Here is a 19,177-nt window from a genome sequence, read left to right as displayed (position 1 = left end):
AGTGATCGCCCTCTTCCAGAGTGCTAACCCGTACATTTACGATGTACGAGTTAGCGGCGATACACGGAGAGTTGAAGTGGGGTATTCCTGAGCCATGGCAGCACCAAGGAGGCGGCGACCGCCCAAAAAGAACCCCACTCCGTTCGAAACGCTGGGCAGGCAATTAGCACAGGCGCGCATCATGGCGGGCTACACGCAGGAGCAGTTCGCCGAGATCCTGATGATCAGCCCGTCGAAGCTGGAGTCCATCGAGCAGGGCCGCCGTCCACTGCCGCTGGAACTGGGGCAGCAAGCTGACGTGCTGCTGCACACGCAGGGCGTGCTGGAGGTGGGCGTGGAGCACCTGCCTGAGCCTGGAAGCGTCATCCCTTGGTGGGCCGCACCGTTCATGGACGCCGAACGGGGCGCCATCGCCATCTCGTGGTTCGAGAACCAGGTCTTGCCCGGCCTGCTCCAGACCGAAGCATATATGCGCGCAGTTTTCGACTGCCGAGTGCCGATCCTCGACCCTGACGAAATCGCACTCCAGATCGCGGCTCGGCTCGAACGACAGGAGATCTTGCAGCGTCGGGTGCCGCCCATCGTGAGTTTCGTCCTTTCCGAGGCGACGGTACGTGACCGTCTCGGTGGCCCCGAGGTCCACCGCGGGCAGCTTCGGCATCTTCGCCAGTGCGCGGATATGCCGGGCATCACGATCCAGATCCTGCCGCTGGGGCTCACCGCGCACGCCTCCTTGGACGGCCCCTTCATCCTCCTGGAAACACCGGAACATGAACACCTCGCCTACGCTGAAACCCAGCGCGGCAGTCACCTCGTGCATGACGCGGATGAGGTCAGCATCCTGGCCGCGAAGTATGCGATGCTGCGCACGCAGGCCCTCAACATCGAGGAAACGAAGGGCCTGTTGGACCAGCTGCTAGGAGAGTAATGACCGAGTCCTTGAAGTGGTTCAAGTCCAGTTACAGCGGCAGCGAGGGCGGCGCCTGCGTCGAGGTCGCCTACAACTGGCAGAAGTCCAGCCACAGCGCCAGCGAAGGCGGCGACTGCGTCGAGGTCGCCGCTCACCCCGGGGCGATCCACGTACGGGACTCCAAGGACCCCGAGGGCCCCGCCCTCACGTTCAGCCCCGCCGCGTGGGCGGCCTTCGCCGCCTTCGCCGCGGCTCAGGACGTACCGAGCGCGTAATCGCCCGCCACCGGGGCGGGGGCCCGGCGCGTTGAGCGCGCCGGGTATCCGTGGACGGACAGTGACCGTAGGGTCGTCTACCGTCACACGACCCCGCCCCCAGGAGGCACCGTCATGACCGACGTCAACGTCGCCGTCATCTACTACTCCGCCACCGGCACCATCGCGCGTATCGCCGAGGCCATCGCGGAGACCGCGAAGAAGTCCGGCGCCGATGTGCGGCTGCGCCGCGTGACGGAGCTGGCGCCGGACGCCGCGATCGACTCCAACCCGGCCTGGCGGGCGAACGTCGAGGCCACCGCGGGGATCCCGGTCGCGGAGCCCTCGGACATGGAGTGGGCGGACGCGGTGATCTTCGGGACCCCGACCCGCTTCGGCAACGTCACCAGCCAGCTCAAGCAGTTCCTCGACATGCTCGGGCCGCAGTGGCAGGCGGGCAAGCTCGCGGACAAGGTCTACAGCGGCTTCACGTCCAGCGCGACCACGCACGGGGGCCAGGAGTCGACGCTGCTGGCCCTGTACAACACGATCCACCACTTCGGCGGGATCCTGGTCGCCCCCGGCTACACCGACCCGTCGAAGTTCGTGGACGGCAACCCGTACGGGACGTCGCACGTCGCCGGACAGGGCGACCTCCCGGTCGGCGAGCAGACGCTCACCGCCGCGCGCGTCCAGGCCGAGCGGGTCGTCCGCTTCACGCGTGCGCTGAAGTCAGGCCTGGCCGAAGGCTCCTGAGTCCGGCACCAGGACGACGACCTTGCCGGTGGTGTGCAGGCGCAGGAAGTCGGCGCAGGCCCGCGCGCCCTCGTCGAGGGGGTAGCGGCGGCCGATCACGGCCCGCAGCGGGCCGTCCACGGCCGCCTCGCCGACCTCGCGCATGCCGCCCAGCTCCCCGTCCATGTCGAGGACGAAGTGCGATTCGACGTCGTCGCGGCCGAGGGACTCGGGCGTCGGCACCGGGTAGGTGATCGTGACGAGGCGGCCGCCCGGCCGCAGCGCGGCGGCGAGGGCGGACAGGCGGTCGCCGGGCAGCACCGCGTTGACCGCGACGTCCACGCCCGCGGGGTATTCCGCCTCCCCGTAGCCGATGACCTCGCGGGCGCCCAGCTCGTGCACCAGGTCGGCGTCGGCCGCGGTCGCCGTGGCCGTCACGTGCGCTCCCGCGGCGGCGAGCAGCGGGAGCAGCGCGGTGCCGACCCCGCCGGTCGCCCCGACGACGAGCACCCGCTCGCCCGGCCGCACGGCGGCGGTCGCGGTGACCGCCCGCGCGGTCACCCCGGCGGTGGCCAGCGCCGCCGCGCGGTCGGCGGGGAGCCCGGCGGGGCGGTGGGCGACGAGCGGGGTGTCCGCCTCCACGACCGCGTACTCGGCGAGCGAGCCGGTGCCCAGTGAGGGGCGCTTGCCGGCGATCGCGCGCAGCGCCCGGGGCACCGCCAGGCCGAAGACCTCGTCGCCGACCCGGTAGGCGGTGACGCCCGCGCCCACCTCGGTGACCGTGCCCGCGAAGTCGTTGCCCGGGACGTGCGGGAACTCCAGCGAGACGGCGTCGCCGAACTCCCCGGCGGGCAGCCGCACATCGCCCGGGTTGACGGCGGCGGCCGCGATCCGTACCTGGATCTGCCCGGGGCCGGGGCGCGGCACGGGCACCTCGGCCACCGTGAAGTGCTCCGGCGGCCCGTAGCCGGTGGCGACGACGGCCCTCATCGTCGGCTGGTCGTGCACGGTTCCTCCCAGACGGTCGGGGAAAGCTGACCGAGCGGTCATTTTCCGCTCAGGGCCGACGCTAACGGGAAGATGACCGCGCGGTCAACTTGTTAGGCTGCGGACGTGACCGAATCCCGTCCCCTGCGCGCCGACGCCGCCCGCAACCACGCGCTCCTGCTGGCCGCGGCCGCCGACGAGTTCGCCGAACACGGGCTGGACGCCTCGGTCGCCGCCATCGCCCGCCGCGCGGGCATCGCGAAGGGCACCGTCTTCCGCCACTTCCCGACCAAGGACGACCTGATCGCCGCCATCGTCCTGGACCGCGTCACGTCCCTGCGGACGACCGGCGAACGCCTGCTCACCGCCGACGACCCCGGCGCCGCGCTGCTGGAGTTCCTCACCGCCGCCGCACACCAGCGCCAGCAGCTCGACCTGTCCTTCCTCCAGGAAGCCGCCGACGACCGCCCCGGACTCGCCACCGCCCGCACCGGCATGTTCGCGACGATCCACGCCCTCGTCGAGCGGGCGCGCGAGCACGGCGCCGTCCGCCCCGACGTCACCGGCACCGACGTCATCCTGCTGATGTGCGCGCCCAACTACGTGGCCGGATACGTCCCGGACGCCCCGCCCGACCTGTGGCGGCGCTACCTCGCGATCATCTTCGACGGCCTGCGTCCCGAAGGCGCCCACGCGCTGCCGCTGCCCTCACCCGGCCGCATGTGACACCCCCGACGGCTCGCCGCGGACACCGCACGCCCCGCACGTCACACGTCGCCCGTTCGACGGGTAGTCAGAAGACGATGTTCCGCCGCCTGACACCACGTGTTCACGTCCAGACCATGGGCCCTTACCGCCCCCTCTCCTAGTGTTTCAGGCCACCCCGCGGGCCCGTCCGGGGCTGTGGACGCTTGGAGCAGCATGACGAAGACCACCCTCGGGCGCCGCCTGCTCGGCCTCGCCCTGCCGGGACGCGGCACCGGTCCGCGCACCGCCACCGGCACCGCCACCGCGGCCGAGTGCCTGCGGCTCTACGAGGAGACGGGCGCGGCAGGCGGCGAACTCGCGGCCGCCGTCACCGCCGTACGGGACCGGCAGGCCGCGGGCGGCGACCTCACCGACGCCCTGCTCGCCCTCGGCTCCGCCGCCCTCCGCGCCGCACAGCCCGCCCTCGCCCTCGCCGCCGCCGACGCGGTCCTCGCCCGCCGCAAGGGATCGCGCGGCGCCTGGCAGCTGCGGGGCCGCGCGCTGGAGGCCGCCGGTGACCTCGGCGCCGCCGTCACCGCGTTCGAGGGCTACCTGGAACACACCCCCGCGGACTCCCCCGGCGCCGCCGACGCCACCGCCCGCATCAGCGCCCTCCGGTCGGCCGCGCGCTGGCGCTCCGCCATGCTCGGCGCCCTCGACGGCACCGGCGCCGGCGACGTCACCGCCCTCGCGGACGGCCCCTTCGACGCCTTCGAAGCCGCCGTCACCGCCCACCTCGACACCCGGCTGCCGCTCGCCGGACCCGAGGAGACCGCACGGCTCGCCCCCGCCGTCGCCCTCTACGCCGACCGCCGCCGCACCCACCTGCGGCCCCCGCTGCCCGACCCGCTCTTCGGCGGCACCGCCCGCCTGCGGATCGGCGAATTCCGCAACCTCGTCGCCGGACGCTCCGTCGCCCTCGTCGCCAACTCGCAGTCCCTCGCGGAAACCACGCTCGGCGCCGAGATCGACACCTACGACCTGGTCGTCCGCTTCACCTCCTTCCGCCTCGACCCCGAGGCCACCGGCGAACGCACCGACATCCACGTCACCGACCACCGCAGCCCGCACAACTGGCGCGTCCCCGTCACCACCCGGCTCGTCCTCGCCGACAAACCCGCCGACTGGCGGCACGCCCTGCGCGAACGGATGGTGCCCGGAGCGCAGCACTTCACCGGCGACGACTCGCTGCGCAGGCCGCTGCGGGGCGTCGGCGGGCTCGGCGCGGACGCCTGGCCGGCCGCGCTCACCTGCGGCTTCGAAGCGGTGTGGCTGCTCGACTTCCTCGACGTCAGCCCACGGCTCGACCTCTACGGCTTCGACTTCTTCACCACCGAGCCCTTCCGGCTCACCGAGGCGTCGGCCACCGCCACGCCGACCGACTACACACGCGAACGGGAGTGGGTCCTCGCCCGCGCCCAGCACGTCCGGGGCCCGGTGATCTCCCTCCGATGAGCGTTCCTTCCTCCGCCGACCGCGCGGACGTCCACTCCGCCACGGCGATCACCGGCAAACGGCGTATCGCCTTCGCCGCGTACGCCGACGCCGGGCGGCTGCCCGGGGTCCTCGCGCTCCTGCGCAGCCTGGCCCTCACCAACCCGGGAGTCTGCGAGGACTTCGTCCTCCTCCACGACGCGGACGCGGCACTGCCGGATGCCGCGCTGGACGAGGCACACGCCCTCCACCCGCGGGTGGACCCGCGGGCCGCCGCGCCGAGGGCGCATCCGCTGCTCTCCCTCCTTGAGGTGGACGGCTACGACACCGTCGTGGCCTTCTGCGCGGACACCGTGGTGACAGGGCCGGTGGCCCCGCTGCTCACCCTGCGCTCCGCCTCGGCGGCGACCGCCGCGCCCGGTGCGGTGGTCCTCCAACGGGAGGACCTGACGGCGCTGAGAGCTCGGGCGCTCGGCAGGGGGGCAACCACCGGCGGCGCGAGCGCCCACCCACCGGCCGGTGGTCCGGAGCGAACCGAACTGCCTCTTCCGGTCGGTGACGACGTGCACCACGGCGGTGAGCCCGCCGGAGGCGGCGGCCCGCGGGGCAGCGCGCACCCCGACGCGGAGGCGCTGGGCCTCCTGCGCAAGGAGCTGGGCTTCGCGGAGATCGACGGGGGAAACCTCGCGCGGGTCGGTGAGGTGGAGAGCGCGCCCTCCGTGGAGGAGGTGCAGGAGGCGTACCTCAAGGCGCCCGGGGTCACCCACCCCGAGCTGCTCGTGCACTTCGGGGAGCCGTACGTGCGGCGGACCGGGGACGTGGGGGCCGCGCGGCGGGTCGCCGCCGCGCACATCGGGGCCGGGCACTACCAGGAGGCCGTCGACACGATGGCCTCCGTCCGGCTCGGCCTCGGCGACGCCTGGCCGCACGAGGTGTACGGGCACGCCCTCATGAGCGTGTCCCGCTACGCCGAGGCCCGCACCCACCTGCTCGCCGCCACCGCCGCCCCCGACCACGCGGCACCGGCCTTCGCCCGGCTCGCCCAGCTCGACTGGGTACTCGGCGACGACACGGCCGCCCACCGGCACGCCCTCGCCGGTCTCGACGCGGACCCCACGCACGGGCCCAGCGAGGAGATGCGGCAGCGGACCGTACCGACCGCGGCGGAGAGCGCCGCCGAACCGGGCGGGCAGCTCACGCACGTCGCCTTCTACATGCCCCACCAGGGCAACGCCGGGGACAAGCTGCTGCCCGAATCCGTACGGCTCGCCTTCGGGCCCGACACCGGGCCGCGCCGCTGGAACGCCGTCCACGCGCACCGCCTCTTCGACGAGGCCGCGCTCAAGGAGGCCAACTCCCGGCGGGCACTGATCGTCGGCGGCGGCGGGCTCTTCATCCCGGACACCGCGCCGAACGGCAACAGCGCCTGGCAGTGGAACGTCCCCGACGACGTGCTGCGCCGCCTCGACGTGCCCGTCATCGTCTACGCGGTCGGCTTCAACGCCTTCGACGGCCAGTCCTACCGCGCCCGGCGCTTCGCGGAAGCGCTGCGCACGCTGGTGGAGAAGTCGGCGTTCTTCGGGCTGCGCAACCACGGCTCCATCGAGAAGGTACGGGCCATGCTCCCCGCGCACCTGCACGACCGGGTCCGCTTCCAGCCCTGCCCCACGACCGTGACCCGACACCTCGTCCCCGGCTGGACCGACCCGGCCGAACGCGAGGACACCGTCCTGCTGAACGCCGCCTACGACCGGGCCGGCCTGCGCTTCGGCCACGACTACGGCCACTTCCTCGCCGAGATGGCCGCCGCCGTACGGGCCATCGGCGAGCACGCCGAGGTGCGGTGCGTGGCGCACGCGCAGGCCGACGAACGGTTCGTCTTCGACCTGCGGCGCGAGCACGGCATCTCACTGCCCGTCGTCCCCATGTACGACTACGACAACCCGCAGATCACGGACGCGTACGCCCGTACCCGGCTGGTCATCGGCATGCGCGGGCACGCCGGGATGATCCCCTTCGGCTGCGGCACGCCGATCCTCAGCCTCATCTCCCACCCGAAGATGGCGTACTTCCTGGCGGACATCGAGCGGCCCGAGTGGGGCGTCTCCGTCCACCATCCGCGCCTGGGCGCGGTGCTCACGGAGAAGTCCCTCGCGGTCCTCTCCGCGCACGACGCGGCAGTGACGGACGTCCGCGAGCGTCAGCTCGCACTCTGGGAAGCCACCCGCTCCAACGCGCAGGAGCTGCACACCTTGGTGGGCTGACCCACCGCCCGGGGGGCGGCACCCGTTTTTAGGGGCGCGGGGAACTGCGCGGCCCTAAAGGAACAAACGAGGGCCCGGCGGCGCAGGCGCAAAGTCGCACGTATCGTGACAAACATGTCACTGCACAAGGGCTCGGGCTCCGAGCGCCCCGTCTCCGTGAACCCCTTCTTCCTCGGGGACGCCGACCCCGTCGGCAGCATGGCGGCGGCGCCGCCCAAGCACCGGCTCGCGGACGGGGCGATGTCACCGCACGCCGCCTACCAGCTCGTGCACGACGAGCTGATGCTCGACGGCAACTCGCGGCTGAACCTCGCGACGTTCGTCACGACGTGGATGGAGCCGCAGGCCGACGTCCTGATGGCCGAATGCTTCGACAAGAACATGATCGACAAGGACGAGTACCCGCGCACCGCCGAGCTGGAGCGGCGCTGCGTGTCGATGCTCGCCGACCTGTGGAACGCGCCCGACCCGGGGAAGGCCGTGGGGTGCTCGACGACCGGGTCGTCGGAGGCGTGCATGCTCGCCGGGATGGCGCTGAAGCGGCGGTGGACGAAGCGCACCAAGGGCTATCCGGGGTCGGTGCGGCCGAATCTGGTGATGGGCGCGAACGTGCAGGTGTGCTGGGAGAAGTTCTGCAACTTCTGGGAGGTGGAGGCGCGCCTGGCGCCCATGAGCGGCGACCGGCTGCACCTGGACGCGGACTCCGCGCTCGCGCTGTGCGACGAGAACACGATCGGCGTGGTCGCCGTCCTGGGCTCGACGTTCGACGGGTCGTACGAGCCGGTCGCCGAGATCTGCGCGGCGCTGGACGCGTACGAGGAGCGGACCGGCGTGCACATCCCGGTGCACGTGGACGGGGCCTCGGGCGCGATGATCGCGCCCTTCCTCGACGAGGACCTGGTGTGGGACTTCCGACTGCCGCGGGTCGCCTCGATCAACACCTCGGGGCACAAGTACGGGCTGGTCTACCCGGGGGTGGGCTGGGCGCTGTGGCGGGACGCGGACGCGCTGCCGGAGGAGCTGGTCTTCCGCGTCAACTACCTGGGCGGCGACATGCCGACCTTCGCGCTGAACTTCTCCCGGCCCGGCGCGCAGGTGGTCGCGCAGTACTACTCCTTCCTGCGGCTGGGCCGGGACGGCTACCGGGCGGTGCAGCAGACCAGCCGGGACGTCGCGGGCTCGCTGTCCGCGCGGATCGCCGAGCTGGAGGAGTTCCGGCTGGTGACGCGGGGCGACCAGCTGCCGGTCTTCGCGTTCACAACCGCCCCGGACGTCACGTCCTTCGACGTCTTCGACATCTCCCGGCGGCTGCGCCAGCACGGCTGGCTCGTGCCCGCGTACACCTTCCCGGCGGACCGGGAGGATCTGGCGGTGCTGCGGATCGTGTGCCGCAACGGCTTCTCCGAGGACCTCGCCGACCTGCTGATGGACGACCTGCGCCAGCTGATGCCGTCCCTCCACAAGCAGCCGCACCCCCTGCACGGCCCCAACTCGGTGGCGACCGCCTTCCACCACTGACCCGGCGCCCCGCGCACTGTTCACCGGCCCGCGCCAGGTCCTACCCTGCGCGAAACGGTCCGCGCCAGGGGGAGGAACAGGGCATGGAGCCCTCGTCGTTAGCCGCAGCGGCACTGCGGGTGGTGACCGGCGCCTCGCCGGTCCCGGAAGAGCAGCGGACGTCCGTGCAGGAGCTGGTCTGGGCGCGGCTGGGCGGCAGCGCCCTCGGGGCGTCGGCGCTGGCCCGCTTCCACCAGCAGCCGGGTGAGGGGGCGGCGGGCATCGTGGAGTCCGTCCTGGCCGACGAGCTGCGCACGGACCCGGCGTTCGCAGCCCGGCTGACCGCGGCCCTCCGCCCCGACCCGGCATCCGCCCCCGCACCGCCTGCACCTCCGCCGCCGCCCGCGCACAAGCCCGCCGTTCCCCCGCCGAGGCCCGCCGCTCCCCCGCGTCCCGCGGCTTCCGCCTCGCGCACCCCGCACGCCACGGCGACCGTCGCGTCGGTGCCCGTCCTGAACCCGGCCGGGACGCGCAAGGTGCTGCTGCTGGGCCTCCCCCAGGCGTTCGCGTGCTACACCGCCTTCAGCGTCCTCGTGCACGCGGACGACTCCGACTGGGAGCTGCTCTACTCCCTGCTCCTGCTCGGTTCGATCGCCATGGCCGGATACGGCCTCCGGCTCGGCACCCGCCTCCTCCGGGTGGGCGGCCGCGGCGGGATCCTCGTCACCGCGGTGCTGATCGACCTGGTCGTACTGGTCGGCCTGCTGGTGCACCTGGTGCAGTGGCTGACGGTCCTGGACCGCCTCGACTAGTCCCGGCGCACCGCGAGCATCGCGCGGTCGTCGGTGTCGTTGGGGCTGTGTGCGGTCCAGGTGGCCAGGTCCTCGCGCAGGGCGTCGACGAGGGCTTGCGGGGTGGGGAGGGGGGCGAGGGTGGGGAGGCGGGTCTCGGGGTCGTAGAAGGTGCCGTGGCGGTCGCGGGATTCGGTCACGCCGTCGGTGACCAGCAGCAGGGTCGCGCCGGGCGGGACGGTCAGCTCGTCGGGGGCAGAGCGGGTGCCGCTCAGGTGGTGCATGCCGAAGGGCAGGTCGGGGGTGGTGGGCGCCAGGGTGCGGACCGCGCCGTCCGCGGTGACGAGGTAGGGCGGCGGGTGGCCGCGGTTGACCAGGCGCAGGGTGCCGCAGCCGGGGGTCTCGTACTCGGCGATCACCCCGGTGGTGAAGCCCTCGAACAGGGCCTCGTCACCGGCCAGCGCCTTGTGCCGGTCGAGCGCGCGGTCGAGCCGTCCGGCCAGCCGCAGCAGGTCGGGCTCGTCGTCGGCGGCCTCCCGGAAGGCGCCGAGCAGCACGGCGACCGCGCCGACCGCGCCCATGCCCTTGCCGCGGACGTCGCCGATGAGCAGCCGGATGCCGTACGGGGTCTCCTGAGCGGCGTAGATGTCGCCGCCGATGCGCGCCTCGGAGGCGGCGGCGTCGTAGCGGGCGGCGATGCCGAGCGGGCCGATGCGGGTGGGCGGGGCGGGCAGCAGGGCGCGCTGGGCGGCCTCGGAGACACCGCGGACGGTGGCCAGCCGGCGGCCGTAGCGCTCCAGGGCGCGGTTGACGCCGATGGCGACGGCGGCGGAGACGACGACGGTGGCGATGTTCGCGATGCCGCGGTGGGTGCCGATCTCGCTCTCGCCGATCGTCAGCAGGACGATCGCGGCGAGGGCGAGCAGGCATGTGACGATCGTCGCGCGGAGGGTCTGGGTGGCCCCGACGAGGACGCAGGCCGCGGCGAAGAACGGGTCGCCGGTGTACTGCGGGGGCGTCGCCTCGTCGAAGGCCACCCCGCCGAGCAGCAGCGCTCCGGGGAGCCAGCGCACGACGGGGGCCGACCACGACGACGTCACGATGCCCATTTTATGTGGATTCACCGCTGTCCCGCCCGGTCTCCGCCGCCGTGCGGTCCCGACGGGCGTGCGGCACGGTGGAAGGGCACCGCGAACCCCAGCGAAGGGCAGTTCCGCCATGGCCGAGCACACGTACCGCGTCACGGAGATCGTCGGCACCTCGAAGGACGGCGTCGACGCCGCCGTGCGCAACGGCATCGCGCGCGCCGCGCAGACGCTGCGCGACCTCGACTGGTTCGAGGTGACGCAGATCCGCGGGCACATCGAGAACGGCGAGATCGAGCACTACCAGGTGGGCCTGAAGGTCGGCTTCCGCCTGGAGGACGCGGACTGACCCCGGACCGGCCCCCCACCCCGTTCGGCCCCCGCCGGGGCCGTCGTGGCGGCGAAACGCCCGCATGGCGCAGCCCCGTACGGCCCAGCCTTCCTCGCATTGTCGGACTGATCGTCAGATCATGAGGTCATCAAGGCGGGTTTTGTACGGTTCTGGCCGGATATCGCATGATCGCACGATCCCGCCGTCCGCCCACGGACCCGGGAGCCGCCATGAGCCAAGCCACCCCCGCACCGCAGCCGCCGCCCCCGGGCCCATCGGGGCGGCGGCACGACGACGACCGCAACTCCTGGGCAGCCGCCGGGACGGTCTTCGCGGGCATCCTGCTGCTGGTCGGCGGTGTGCTGGCGATCCTGGAGGGCGTCGTCGGCATCGGCCACGACTCCGTCTACATCGTCACGCGCGGTGACTACGTCTACAAGTTCAGCGTGCGCGCGTGGGGCTGGATCCACCTGATCCTCGGGATCGTCGCGGTGTTCGTCGCCCTGCTGATCCTGCGCGGCGCGACCTGGGCGAAGTACCTCGGCATCGGGATCGCCGCGCTCAACATGATCGCGAACTTCATGTTCCTGCCCTACCAGCCGGTGTGGTCCATCATCATGATCGCGGTCGACATCTTCGTCATCTGGTCGCTGGCGACCTACCGTTCCGCGCCGAGCTGGCCCGGGGACCACCGGTGATCGGCCTGGCCGGAGTGACCGGCGTCAACAGCCTCATCACCCAGAACCCGACCCTCGACCAGCTGCGCCGCTGCAACGTCGCCGTCGATCTCGGCGCCTCCCGCACCCGCGTCTACCTGCGCGGCAGCGGCCTGGTCGCCGACGAGCCGAGCGTCGCGGCGGTCGACGTGCGCACCGGGGCGCTCATCGCCGTCGGCGGCCACGCCGAACGGATGGCCGGGCGGACCCCCGCCCACATCCGGGTCTCCCGGCCCGTGGCGGGCGGCGCCGTCGTCGACATCGCCATGGCCCAGCGCATGCTGCGGCACATCCTCGGCGACAAGCTCGGCCGCAAGCGGCTGCGCGCCCCCATGCTGCGGGCGGCGGTCTGCACCCCGCACGGCAGCGAGCCCATCGCCCGCCGCGCCGCCGTCGAGACGATGTACGGGCTCGGCGCGCGCCGCGTGGAACTGGTGGACACCCTCATCGCGGCCGCCGTCGGCTGCGGGCTGCCCGTCGAACACCCCGAGGCCACCATGATCGTGGTGTGCGGGGCGGGAACCACGCAGGTCGCGGTGCTGTCGCTCGGCTCGATCGTGGCGGCCGAGACCGTACCGATCGGCGGTGACGCCATCGACCGGGCCGTCGTCCAGCACCTGCGCAACGCGCACGAACTGATGCTGCCCAGCCAGTCCGTCCGCCCCCTGCACCGCATGCTGGGCGCCCCCGGCGAGGGCGGCTCCCTCACCACCGAGGTGCACGGCCGGGACGTCGTCAGCGGCATGGTCCGCACCGTCACGATCGAGACCGAGGGCGTACGGCACGCGATGCGCACCCCGCTCACCGCGGTCCTCGACGCGATCACCGGGGTCCTGCGGCACTGCCCGCCCGACCTGGTCGCCGACCTCGGCGACCGCGGCATCATGCTCGCGGGCGGCAGCGCGCTGATGCCCGGCCTCGACCTGATGCTGCGCCAGGCCACCGGCATGCCGGTGCTGGTCGCCGACTCCCCCGCGACGGTCGCGGTGGAGGGCCTCGGCGCGATGATCGAGGGCCGCGTCCGGCCCCTGCACCTGGACCCGCTGACGGTCTGAGCGGGGCGCGACGCGACGCGCGGCGGCGGCCACCGGGGTTGCGGTGGCCGCCGCCGCACGGCCGAGGGCGCCGCACACCGGGACAGGAGCAGAAAGTCGACCGGCTGGCCGAGCACGCCGCCACGCTGGGCGAGCCGTACAGCCGCCATCTCGGCGGCAAGCTTCGCGAGCTGCGCTTCGACCTCGACGGGCATGCGTGGCGCATCACCTACTGGCTCGCCCCGGAACGCCATATCGTGCTCCTGACGACCTTCCGCAAGACACGGATGCGCGAGACCGCGGAAGTGGAGCGTGCCCGGGTCGCACAGGCCACCTGTGAGGCCTGGCACGAACCGGCCGGCGAGCACGCCGTCTACAGCCGCGACATCAAGGAGGAACTGCGATGAACCACGCCGAGTGGAAGACCCGCCGCCACCGCGCGCTCCTCGGCGAAGACATCGACTCCGCGGGCGCCGCGACGTACGACCGCCTCTACGAGGAGGCCGAACTCGCCCATGACCTGGGGCAGATGGTCTACGACCGGCGGACCGCGCTCGGGCTGTCCCAGGCGGAGCTGGCGTCGCGGTGCGGCATGCAGCAGCCGCAGATCTCGCGGATCGAGGGCGGCGGCACGGTGCCCACGATCCCGCTGCTGCGGCGCCTGGCCAAGGCCCTCGACGCCGAACTCACGATCGGCCTCGCCCCGCACGGGGACGCCGCGGCCTGAGGAGCGGGTCCGGCCCCGGGCGGCACCAGGTGTTCACCGGTTGGCCGGGAGACGGCTTGTCCTTGTTGACATGCAACGGTCACGATGGTCGGGCCGGGGTCTCTTCGCGTAGAGCGCCGCGCGCGAAGCGATCGGCTCCGCCTCGAACCACCCCCGACCGCGGCCGCCCGGAGCGGCGGGCGCGGGAACGTCTCCAGGAGGAACCTCCGTGCACCTCACCGTCTACAAGCGCGCCGCGCTCGGGCTCGCGCTCGGCGCGGGCTGCGCGCTCGCGTCGCAGGGGCTCGGCCTGCCCGCCGCTCACGCCGACGCGCCCGCCGCCGCGCGGCAGGGCTCGCAGGTCGGGGCCGCCGAGGACACCGTGGCTCGGTCGCTCGCCGCCTCCCTCGGCACGGCGGACTGGCGGGCCCGCGTGCGGGACGCCGCGCTCGGCTCCGCACCCGTCGGCCTCGCCTCGCTCACCGCGGGCCGGGCGGCGCCCGCCGCCCTCGCGGGGGCCGTGGCGGGCGCCGAGCAGCGCATCGCCGCCGCCAAGGGGCTGGGCGCGGACGCCGGGCCGCTGCTGCGGCTGCGGCTGGGCGCCGACGCGATGCGGGCCGCGCTGACCCCGGACGCCGTGCCGCTGGTCGCCGTGGCCGCCGACGACGACCACGCCGCCACGGTCACCGCGTACGACAGCGCGGGCCGCGCCCACACCCTCAGCGCCACCCGGATCCCGCGGCAGGCCGTCTACGTCGTCGATCTCGACGTGGACCGGGCGACCGCCGCCGGGCTCGCCCAGGTGGACAAGGCCCTGGGCAAGGCGGGCCTGCGGTCGGCGGCGCCCGCCGCACCCGCCCCGGCCACCGCACCCGCCGCGTCCACCGCCGCTCCGGCGGCCACGGGCGGCTACTGGACAACGAAGATCGACTCCGTCCACCTCAACGACGACGAGGAGCCCTGGCCCCTCGGCGACGCCGAGATCTACTCGATCGTCACCGGCTTCGGCCTCGACGGGAAGGTGCGCGTCGACACCGTCGACATGCCCTACCTCGACGACGACGGCACCACGTACTACCCCAACCAGATCCTGGTCAGCTGGAACGCCTACAAGTACAACCTGGCCGACGTCGTGATGATGGAGGCCGACAGCGACACCAACTACGCCGCGCTCGCCAAGGCGCTCGCCGACGCGCTGCTGACGATCACCGACCAGGGCGCCTACATCCCGCTGGTCGACGCGATCCTCGACGCGCTGCCGTCGTCCTGGTACACCAACGACGACGACTACGTGGACTCCTGGTACACCCTCGGCACGACGTCGTCGGGCGTGCTGAACGGCGCCCGCGGCAACGGGCGGATGACCGTCGAGCCGTACTGGGTCGCCGCGCTGTAGCACCCCGCACGACGGTGGAGGGCGGGCCCGCGATGCGCCACGCGGGCCCGCCCGGCTTCCTCGGCGGCGTCAGGCCGCGGGGGCCACCGGGGCCGCTGCCGCGCGGAAGGGGCCCGGGTCGCCGACGGGCGGGGCGGACGCCTCGCTGACGCCCTGGGCGGCGAGGGTGTCCAGGACGGACGCGAGCAGCGCGGTGTCGCAGTAGATGTGCAGCTCGGTGATCTTGCCCCAGGCGATCCGGATGACGTGCACGCCCTGGTTGGAGTAGTGGTTGCCCTCGCGGTCGGTGAGGTGGTCGACCCACTCGACGAAGGCCACGGTGTCCCAGGGCCAGCCCTTCGCCGAGACCTTCGTCAGCTCGAACCGCAGGTCGGGCAGCAGCGCGGCGAGCCGGTCGTACCACTGCTGGATGCGCCGGTTGTCGTGGCGGCCGCCGCCCAGGGCGTGCGAGCCGGAGAACCAGTGCTCGGCCGCGGGCGTGAACTGGCGGACGATCGCCGGGTAGTTGCCGCGGTTGACCTCGGCGAAGGACTTGCGCAGATTGCGTCGGACGATGGCGTGGTACACGGTCACCTCTGCTGGTCGGTCGGCTGGCGGGTGGGGTGGTGGGGGCCGCCGCCCCCCGTACGGGCTCCGGCGGCGGCCGACGCTTGCGCTCCGCACCACCATGGTGACGCTTCGTCAGCCCGTGCGCGCGTATTCCGACCGTGCCGATTCGGCCGCGATGTCGCCCTCGCTCAGCCCGAACCGCTCGTACATCCACCGCAGCGGTGCCGGGGCCCACCAGTTCCACCGGCCCAGCAGGGCCATCAGGGACGGGACGAGCAGGGCCCGCACGATCGTGGCGTCCAGCAGCACGCCCAGCGCCGTACCGAAGCCCAGCTCCTTGATGAAGACGATGCGGGAGGTCGCGAGCGCCCCGAGCGCGACGCAGAACAGCAGCGCCGCCGCCGTCACCACCCGCCCGGTGCGGCCGAGGCCCAGCGCGACGGCCTCCCGCTCCCCCGCGCCCGCGTCCCGCGCCTCTTTGATGCGGGCGAGCAGGAAGACGCCGTAGTCCGTGGACAGCCCGAAGACCATCGCGAAGAGCAGCACCGGCTGGGTCGCGTCCAGCGCGCCCTGCCCGCTCGTGCCGAACAGGCCCGCCCCGTGGCCGTGCTGGAAGATCACGGTGAGGACGCCGAAGGTCGCGCCGAGCGTCAGCAGGTTCATCAGCACCGCCTTGAGCGGCAGCACGACCGAGCCCGTCATGAGCAGCAGCACGAGCATGCTGGTGAGGAGGACGATCGCGGCGGCCACGGGCAAACGGGCGACCAGGCTCGTCCGCAGATCGACGAAGGTCGCGCTCTGGCCGCCGACCGCCGTGTCCCCGGGGGCGGGCAACGCCCGGATGTCCTGCACCAGTTGGCGCGATCCGCCGCTCAGGCCCGGCTCGCGCGGGGCGGCCCGGATCAGCCAGGTGCCGTTGTCGAGCCGCTGGGGCGCGGAGACGGCCGCGGCGCCCGGCAGGGCAGCCACCCGGTCGCGCAGTACGGCCAGTTGGGGCCCGGCGGAGGGCCCGGCGCTCACCACGACGGTGACGGCCTCCAGCGGGTCGGCCGGAAAGCGGGCCCGCAGCGTGTCGTCCACGGTCCTGCTGCTCGCGGTGGACGGCAGCGAGCCGGGCCCGACGGTGGTGAACGCCACCCGGGCGAAGGGCAGCGCCAGCACGACCAGGAAGGCGCTCGCGCCGACCGCGACGAGCCCCGCGTGCCGCATCACCCCACGCGCGAGCGCGAACCACCCGCCCTCGGTGCTCTCCGGCTTCTCCAGCGCCCGGTGCCAGCGCGCGGGGGCCAGGAAGTCCAGGTGCCGCCCCAGCACCCGCAGCAGCGCGGGCAGCACCAGCAGCGCGACCAGCACCGCGGACAGCGCGACGAGCAGCCCGCCGACCGCCATCGAGTACAGGAAGCGCTGCCGGAAGACGAACAGCGCCGCCATCGCCGCGCTCACCGTCAGCGAGCTGAAGACGATCGTGCGGCCCGCGGTGCGCAGCGTCACCCCGATCGCGCGCGGCACGTCCGGATCGACGGTCAGCTCGGTGCGGAAGCGCGAGACGATGAGCAGGCTGTAGTCGATCGCGAGGCCGAGGCCCAGCGCCGTCACAAGGTTGAGGGAGAAGATCGACAGCGGGGTGAAGCTGTCCACGATCCGCATCCCCAGCAGCGTCAGCACGACGTTGAGCCCGCCGATGAGCAGCGGCAGCGCGGACGCGACGAGGCTGCGGAAGATCCACAGCGACAGCACGAACAGCACCGGGAAGGCGGCGAGTTCGGCGATCTCCAGATCGTGCTGGACGGTCTTGACGACCTGGTTGCCGACGACCTCGCTGCCGCCGAGCTTCACGTAACGGTCACCGGCGGTCGCGTGCAGCAGCCGCTTGACCGACGCCTGGTAGTGCGCGGCCGCGCCCGGCCGGGCGCTGAAGTCGCCGACGACGAGGGTCTGCCGGCCGTCCTTCGACACCAGGGCGGGGTCCTGCGTGCGGTCGTAGGAGCGGACGACGGCGAAGGTCCGGTCCGCGTCCATGAGCGCGGCCACCTTCGCGGCCTCCCGCCGGGTGCGCGGGTCGGTGACCGGGGCGCCGGTGTCGATCAGGGCGATCACCCCGCCGTCGCTGTGGATGCCGGTCGCCTTCTCGATCCGGTCGTCCGCGCGGACACTGCCGGAGCCGGGCGTGACGAAGTCCGGGTTCCCGCCGGTCAGCCGGGACGCGACGGGGGCGCCGATCACCGCGGCGAGGACGGCGGCCGCGAGGGCGGCGAGCAGCATGACGCGGGCGTGCCGGGTGGCGAGCCGCGTGAGCAGGGTCATCACGCGGCGCGCTCCTGGTGCTCCGGCTGCTGCGGGAGGGCGACGGCGGCCGCGACGGGCGGTGCCGGATCCGGTGCCGGTGCCGGTGGCTGCGCAGGGGGCGGGGGTTCGACGCCGAAGCGGCGGACCAGCTTGCGCAGGCGCGCACGGTAGGAGAAGTGATCGACCTGGAGCCAGTGCCGCTCGGAGTCGTAGTACGTGATGCCGCCGCCGAGCCGGTCGGTCGTGACGGGCTCCGCCTTCGCCTTGCGGAACCACACCGCCCGGCCCGGGTCGGTCCGCAGCAGGTGCAGGTAGCGGGCCATGATCTGCGCCTGGTAGTCCATGATCGGCCAGTTGCCGGTGGACGTCTGGAAGTAGCCGATGACGAACAGGTTGTCGTACGCCGGGTGGAAGGCGCTCAGGTGCAGCGCGGGCGTGCGGCCGGTCCAGTTGAGGTGCTTGCGGTCGATGAACGGGAACTCCGTCATGCGGTAGCCCGTCGCGTTCACGATGACGTCGATCCGCTCCTCGCGGCCGTCGGTGAACAGCACCCGGTCGCCGCGCAGTTCGGCGATGTCGGGGCGGGCCGCCACATCGCCGTGGCCCAGCGCGTACAGCAGCGTGGAGTTGATCACGAAGTGCTCTTCGAGCAGCTTGTGCGCGGGCTGCGGCAGCCCGTAACCGGCCGGGTCGCCCGCGCTGTTCAGGCGCAGGAACAGGCCGCCGAAGGCGCGGACGACGGGGCGGGGCAGCCGCCACCTCAGGACGTTCTCGTAGAGGACGTCGGTGGGCACCCCGAACAGGTACTTCGGCCAGTAGTAGCAGCCGCGCCGGATGCTGAGGAAGGTCGCGGCGGCGTTCTGCGCCGACTCCACCGCGATGTCGCAGCCCGATGTGCCGCCGCCGACGACCAGCACCCGCTTGCCGCGCAGGGGGGCCGGGTCACGGTATTCGCACGAGTGCAGCACCGTGCCGTCGAAGCGGCCGGGGTAATCGGGGGAGCGCGGGGCCCAGTTGTGGCCGTGGGCGATCACGACACCGCCGTAGCGGCGCACTTCGCCGCCGTCGAGCGTCACGTACCAGTCGGGCGAGCCGTCACGGCGGTCGATCCACTCCACCGTGCGGTGGCACTCCACGTGCTCGGTGACGCCGAAGTGGGCCGCGTACGCCCGCAGATACGCGTGCGCGTGGGTGCGGCCGAGGTAGGTCGGGTAGTCCGCGGGGATCGGGAAGTCGTCGTACTGGATGTACGGCTTCGACGTGATCAGGTGGATCGAGTCGTAGGCGGCGCTGAACGGGTTGCCGCCGTTCCAGTTGCCGCCGACGTCGTCGGCGCGCTCGATCACGTCCACGTCGAAGCCGAAGCTCTTGAGGTTCTTCGCGGCGGCCAGGCCGCCCGCCCCTGCGCCCACGACGCAGTAGGCGTCCGACCGGTCGAGGGTTCTCACGGGGTTC

19 protein-coding genes are annotated in these 19,177 nt (G+C 73.1%); 14 read left to right on the top strand and 5 right to left on the bottom strand.

Translation table 11 applies throughout. The annotated features are described in order from the left end of the window. Positions 1–94: 94 nt before the first annotated feature. From ACWERV_RS01075 to wrbA, 3 genes are all read left to right on the top strand, one after another. Complete coding sequence (locus ACWERV_RS01075; protein ID WP_452927119.1) at positions 95–928, top strand: Scr1 family TA system antitoxin-like transcriptional regulator; 834 nt, start codon at positions 95–97, stop codon at positions 926–928. Next, complete coding sequence (locus ACWERV_RS01070) at positions 928–1,185, top strand: DUF397 domain-containing protein (RefSeq protein ID WP_452927116.1); 258 nt, start codon at positions 928–930, stop codon at positions 1,183–1,185. The genes ACWERV_RS01075 and ACWERV_RS01070 overlap by 1 nt, the downstream gene beginning before the upstream one ends. Positions 1,186–1,299: 114 nt before the next feature. Further along, complete coding sequence (gene wrbA, locus ACWERV_RS01065; RefSeq protein ID WP_452927114.1) at positions 1,300–1,920, top strand: NAD(P)H:quinone oxidoreductase; 621 nt, start codon at positions 1,300–1,302, stop codon at positions 1,918–1,920. Here wrbA and ACWERV_RS01060 read toward each other — a convergent pair. Continuing rightward, a complete protein-coding gene (locus ACWERV_RS01060) occupies positions 1,897–2,907 on the bottom strand; it encodes an NADP-dependent oxidoreductase (RefSeq protein WP_452927112.1) in 1,011 nt (336 codons plus the stop codon). The two genes, wrbA and ACWERV_RS01060, sit on opposite strands and share 24 nt — an antisense overlap. A 105-nt stretch (positions 2,908–3,012) precedes the next feature. Between ACWERV_RS01060 and ACWERV_RS01055 the strand changes: the two genes are divergently transcribed. The 5 genes from ACWERV_RS01055 to ACWERV_RS01035 all read left to right on the top strand — a co-directional run bounded on the left by ACWERV_RS01055 (position 3,013) and on the right by ACWERV_RS01035 (position 9,640). Further along, positions 3,013–3,612, top strand: a complete 600-nt coding sequence (locus tag ACWERV_RS01055) for a TetR/AcrR family transcriptional regulator (protein ID WP_452927110.1) — start codon at positions 3,013–3,015, stop codon at positions 3,610–3,612. Between the two features lie 195 nt (positions 3,613–3,807). Further along, on the top strand, positions 3,808–5,088 hold the full coding sequence (locus tag ACWERV_RS01050) for a hypothetical protein (RefSeq protein WP_452927108.1): 1,281 nt from the start codon (positions 3,808–3,810) through the stop codon (positions 5,086–5,088). Next, positions 5,085–7,331 carry a polysaccharide pyruvyl transferase family protein gene (locus ACWERV_RS01045; protein WP_452927106.1) on the top strand — a complete coding sequence of 749 codons (2,247 nt, stop codon included), beginning with the start codon at positions 5,085–5,087 and terminating at the stop codon, positions 7,329–7,331. Before ACWERV_RS01050 ends, ACWERV_RS01045 begins: the two co-directional genes overlap by 4 nt. 114 nt (positions 7,332–7,445) lie before the next feature. After that, positions 7,446–8,849 carry a glutamate decarboxylase gene (locus ACWERV_RS01040; RefSeq protein ID WP_452927103.1) on the top strand — a complete coding sequence of 468 codons (1,404 nt, stop codon included), beginning with the start codon at positions 7,446–7,448 and terminating at the stop codon, positions 8,847–8,849. Positions 8,850–8,932: 83 nt separating this feature from the next. Beyond that, positions 8,933–9,640, top strand: a complete 708-nt coding sequence (locus ACWERV_RS01035) for a hypothetical protein (protein ID WP_452927101.1) — start codon at positions 8,933–8,935, stop codon at positions 9,638–9,640. On the opposite strand, the gene ACWERV_RS01030 is transcribed toward ACWERV_RS01035, so the two are convergent. Then, a complete protein-coding gene (locus ACWERV_RS01030) occupies positions 9,637–10,728 on the bottom strand; it encodes a PP2C family protein-serine/threonine phosphatase (RefSeq protein WP_452927098.1) in 1,092 nt (363 codons plus the stop codon). The genes ACWERV_RS01035 and ACWERV_RS01030 overlap by 4 nt on opposite strands. A 109-nt stretch (positions 10,729–10,837) precedes the next feature. Here ACWERV_RS01030 and ACWERV_RS01025 point away from each other — a divergent pair, with 109 nt between their 5' ends. From ACWERV_RS01025 to ACWERV_RS01000, 6 genes are all read left to right on the top strand, one after another. Beyond that, on the top strand, positions 10,838–11,053 hold the full coding sequence (locus ACWERV_RS01025) for a dodecin (RefSeq protein ID WP_031525150.1): 216 nt from the start codon (positions 10,838–10,840) through the stop codon (positions 11,051–11,053). A gap of 212 nt (positions 11,054–11,265) precedes the next feature. Further along, a complete protein-coding gene (locus ACWERV_RS01020) occupies positions 11,266–11,733 on the top strand; it encodes a DUF7144 family membrane protein (protein WP_452927094.1) in 468 nt (155 codons plus the stop codon). Then, positions 11,730–12,806, top strand: coding sequence for a rod shape-determining protein (locus ACWERV_RS01015; protein ID WP_452927091.1), 1,077 nt, complete (start codon positions 11,730–11,732; stop codon positions 12,804–12,806). Before ACWERV_RS01020 ends, ACWERV_RS01015 begins: the two co-directional genes overlap by 4 nt. A gap of 38 nt (positions 12,807–12,844) precedes the next feature. Beyond that, positions 12,845–13,192 (top strand): type II toxin-antitoxin system RelE/ParE family toxin, encoded by a 348-nt coding sequence (locus tag ACWERV_RS01010; protein ID WP_452927089.1) that lies wholly within the window; start codon positions 12,845–12,847, stop codon positions 13,190–13,192. Beyond that, entirely contained in the window at positions 13,189–13,512 is a 324-nt protein-coding gene (locus ACWERV_RS01005) for a helix-turn-helix domain-containing protein (protein ID WP_452927086.1), read from the top strand. The genes ACWERV_RS01010 and ACWERV_RS01005 overlap by 4 nt, the downstream gene beginning before the upstream one ends. A gap of 208 nt (positions 13,513–13,720) precedes the next feature. Then, positions 13,721–14,887, top strand: a complete 1,167-nt coding sequence (locus ACWERV_RS01000; protein WP_452927083.1) for a DUF3103 family protein — start codon at positions 13,721–13,723, stop codon at positions 14,885–14,887. 69 nt (positions 14,888–14,956) lie between these two features. Here ACWERV_RS01000 and ACWERV_RS00995 read toward each other — a convergent pair whose 3' ends face one another. The 3 genes from ACWERV_RS00995 to ACWERV_RS00985 all read right to left on the bottom strand — a co-directional run bounded on the left by ACWERV_RS00995 (position 14,957) and on the right by ACWERV_RS00985 (position 19,170). Then, complete coding sequence (locus tag ACWERV_RS00995) at positions 14,957–15,454, bottom strand: nuclear transport factor 2 family protein (RefSeq protein ID WP_452927080.1); 498 nt, start codon at positions 15,452–15,454, stop codon at positions 14,957–14,959. Between the two features lie 114 nt (positions 15,455–15,568). Continuing rightward, positions 15,569–17,740 carry an MMPL family transporter gene (locus ACWERV_RS00990; RefSeq protein WP_452927078.1) on the bottom strand — a complete coding sequence of 724 codons (2,172 nt, stop codon included), beginning with the start codon at positions 17,738–17,740 and terminating at the stop codon, positions 15,569–15,571. Beyond that, positions 17,740–19,170, bottom strand: a complete 1,431-nt coding sequence (locus tag ACWERV_RS00985; RefSeq protein WP_452927075.1) for a flavin-containing monooxygenase — start codon at positions 19,168–19,170, stop codon at positions 17,740–17,742. Before ACWERV_RS00985 ends, ACWERV_RS00990 begins: the two co-directional genes overlap by 1 nt. Positions 19,171–19,177: the final 7 nt, after the last annotated feature.

The organism is Streptomyces sp. NPDC004031, from assembly GCF_053604375.1.
Note: the sequence above shows the minus strand (reverse complement) of the source record. Positions and strands in the feature narration are given on the sequence as shown.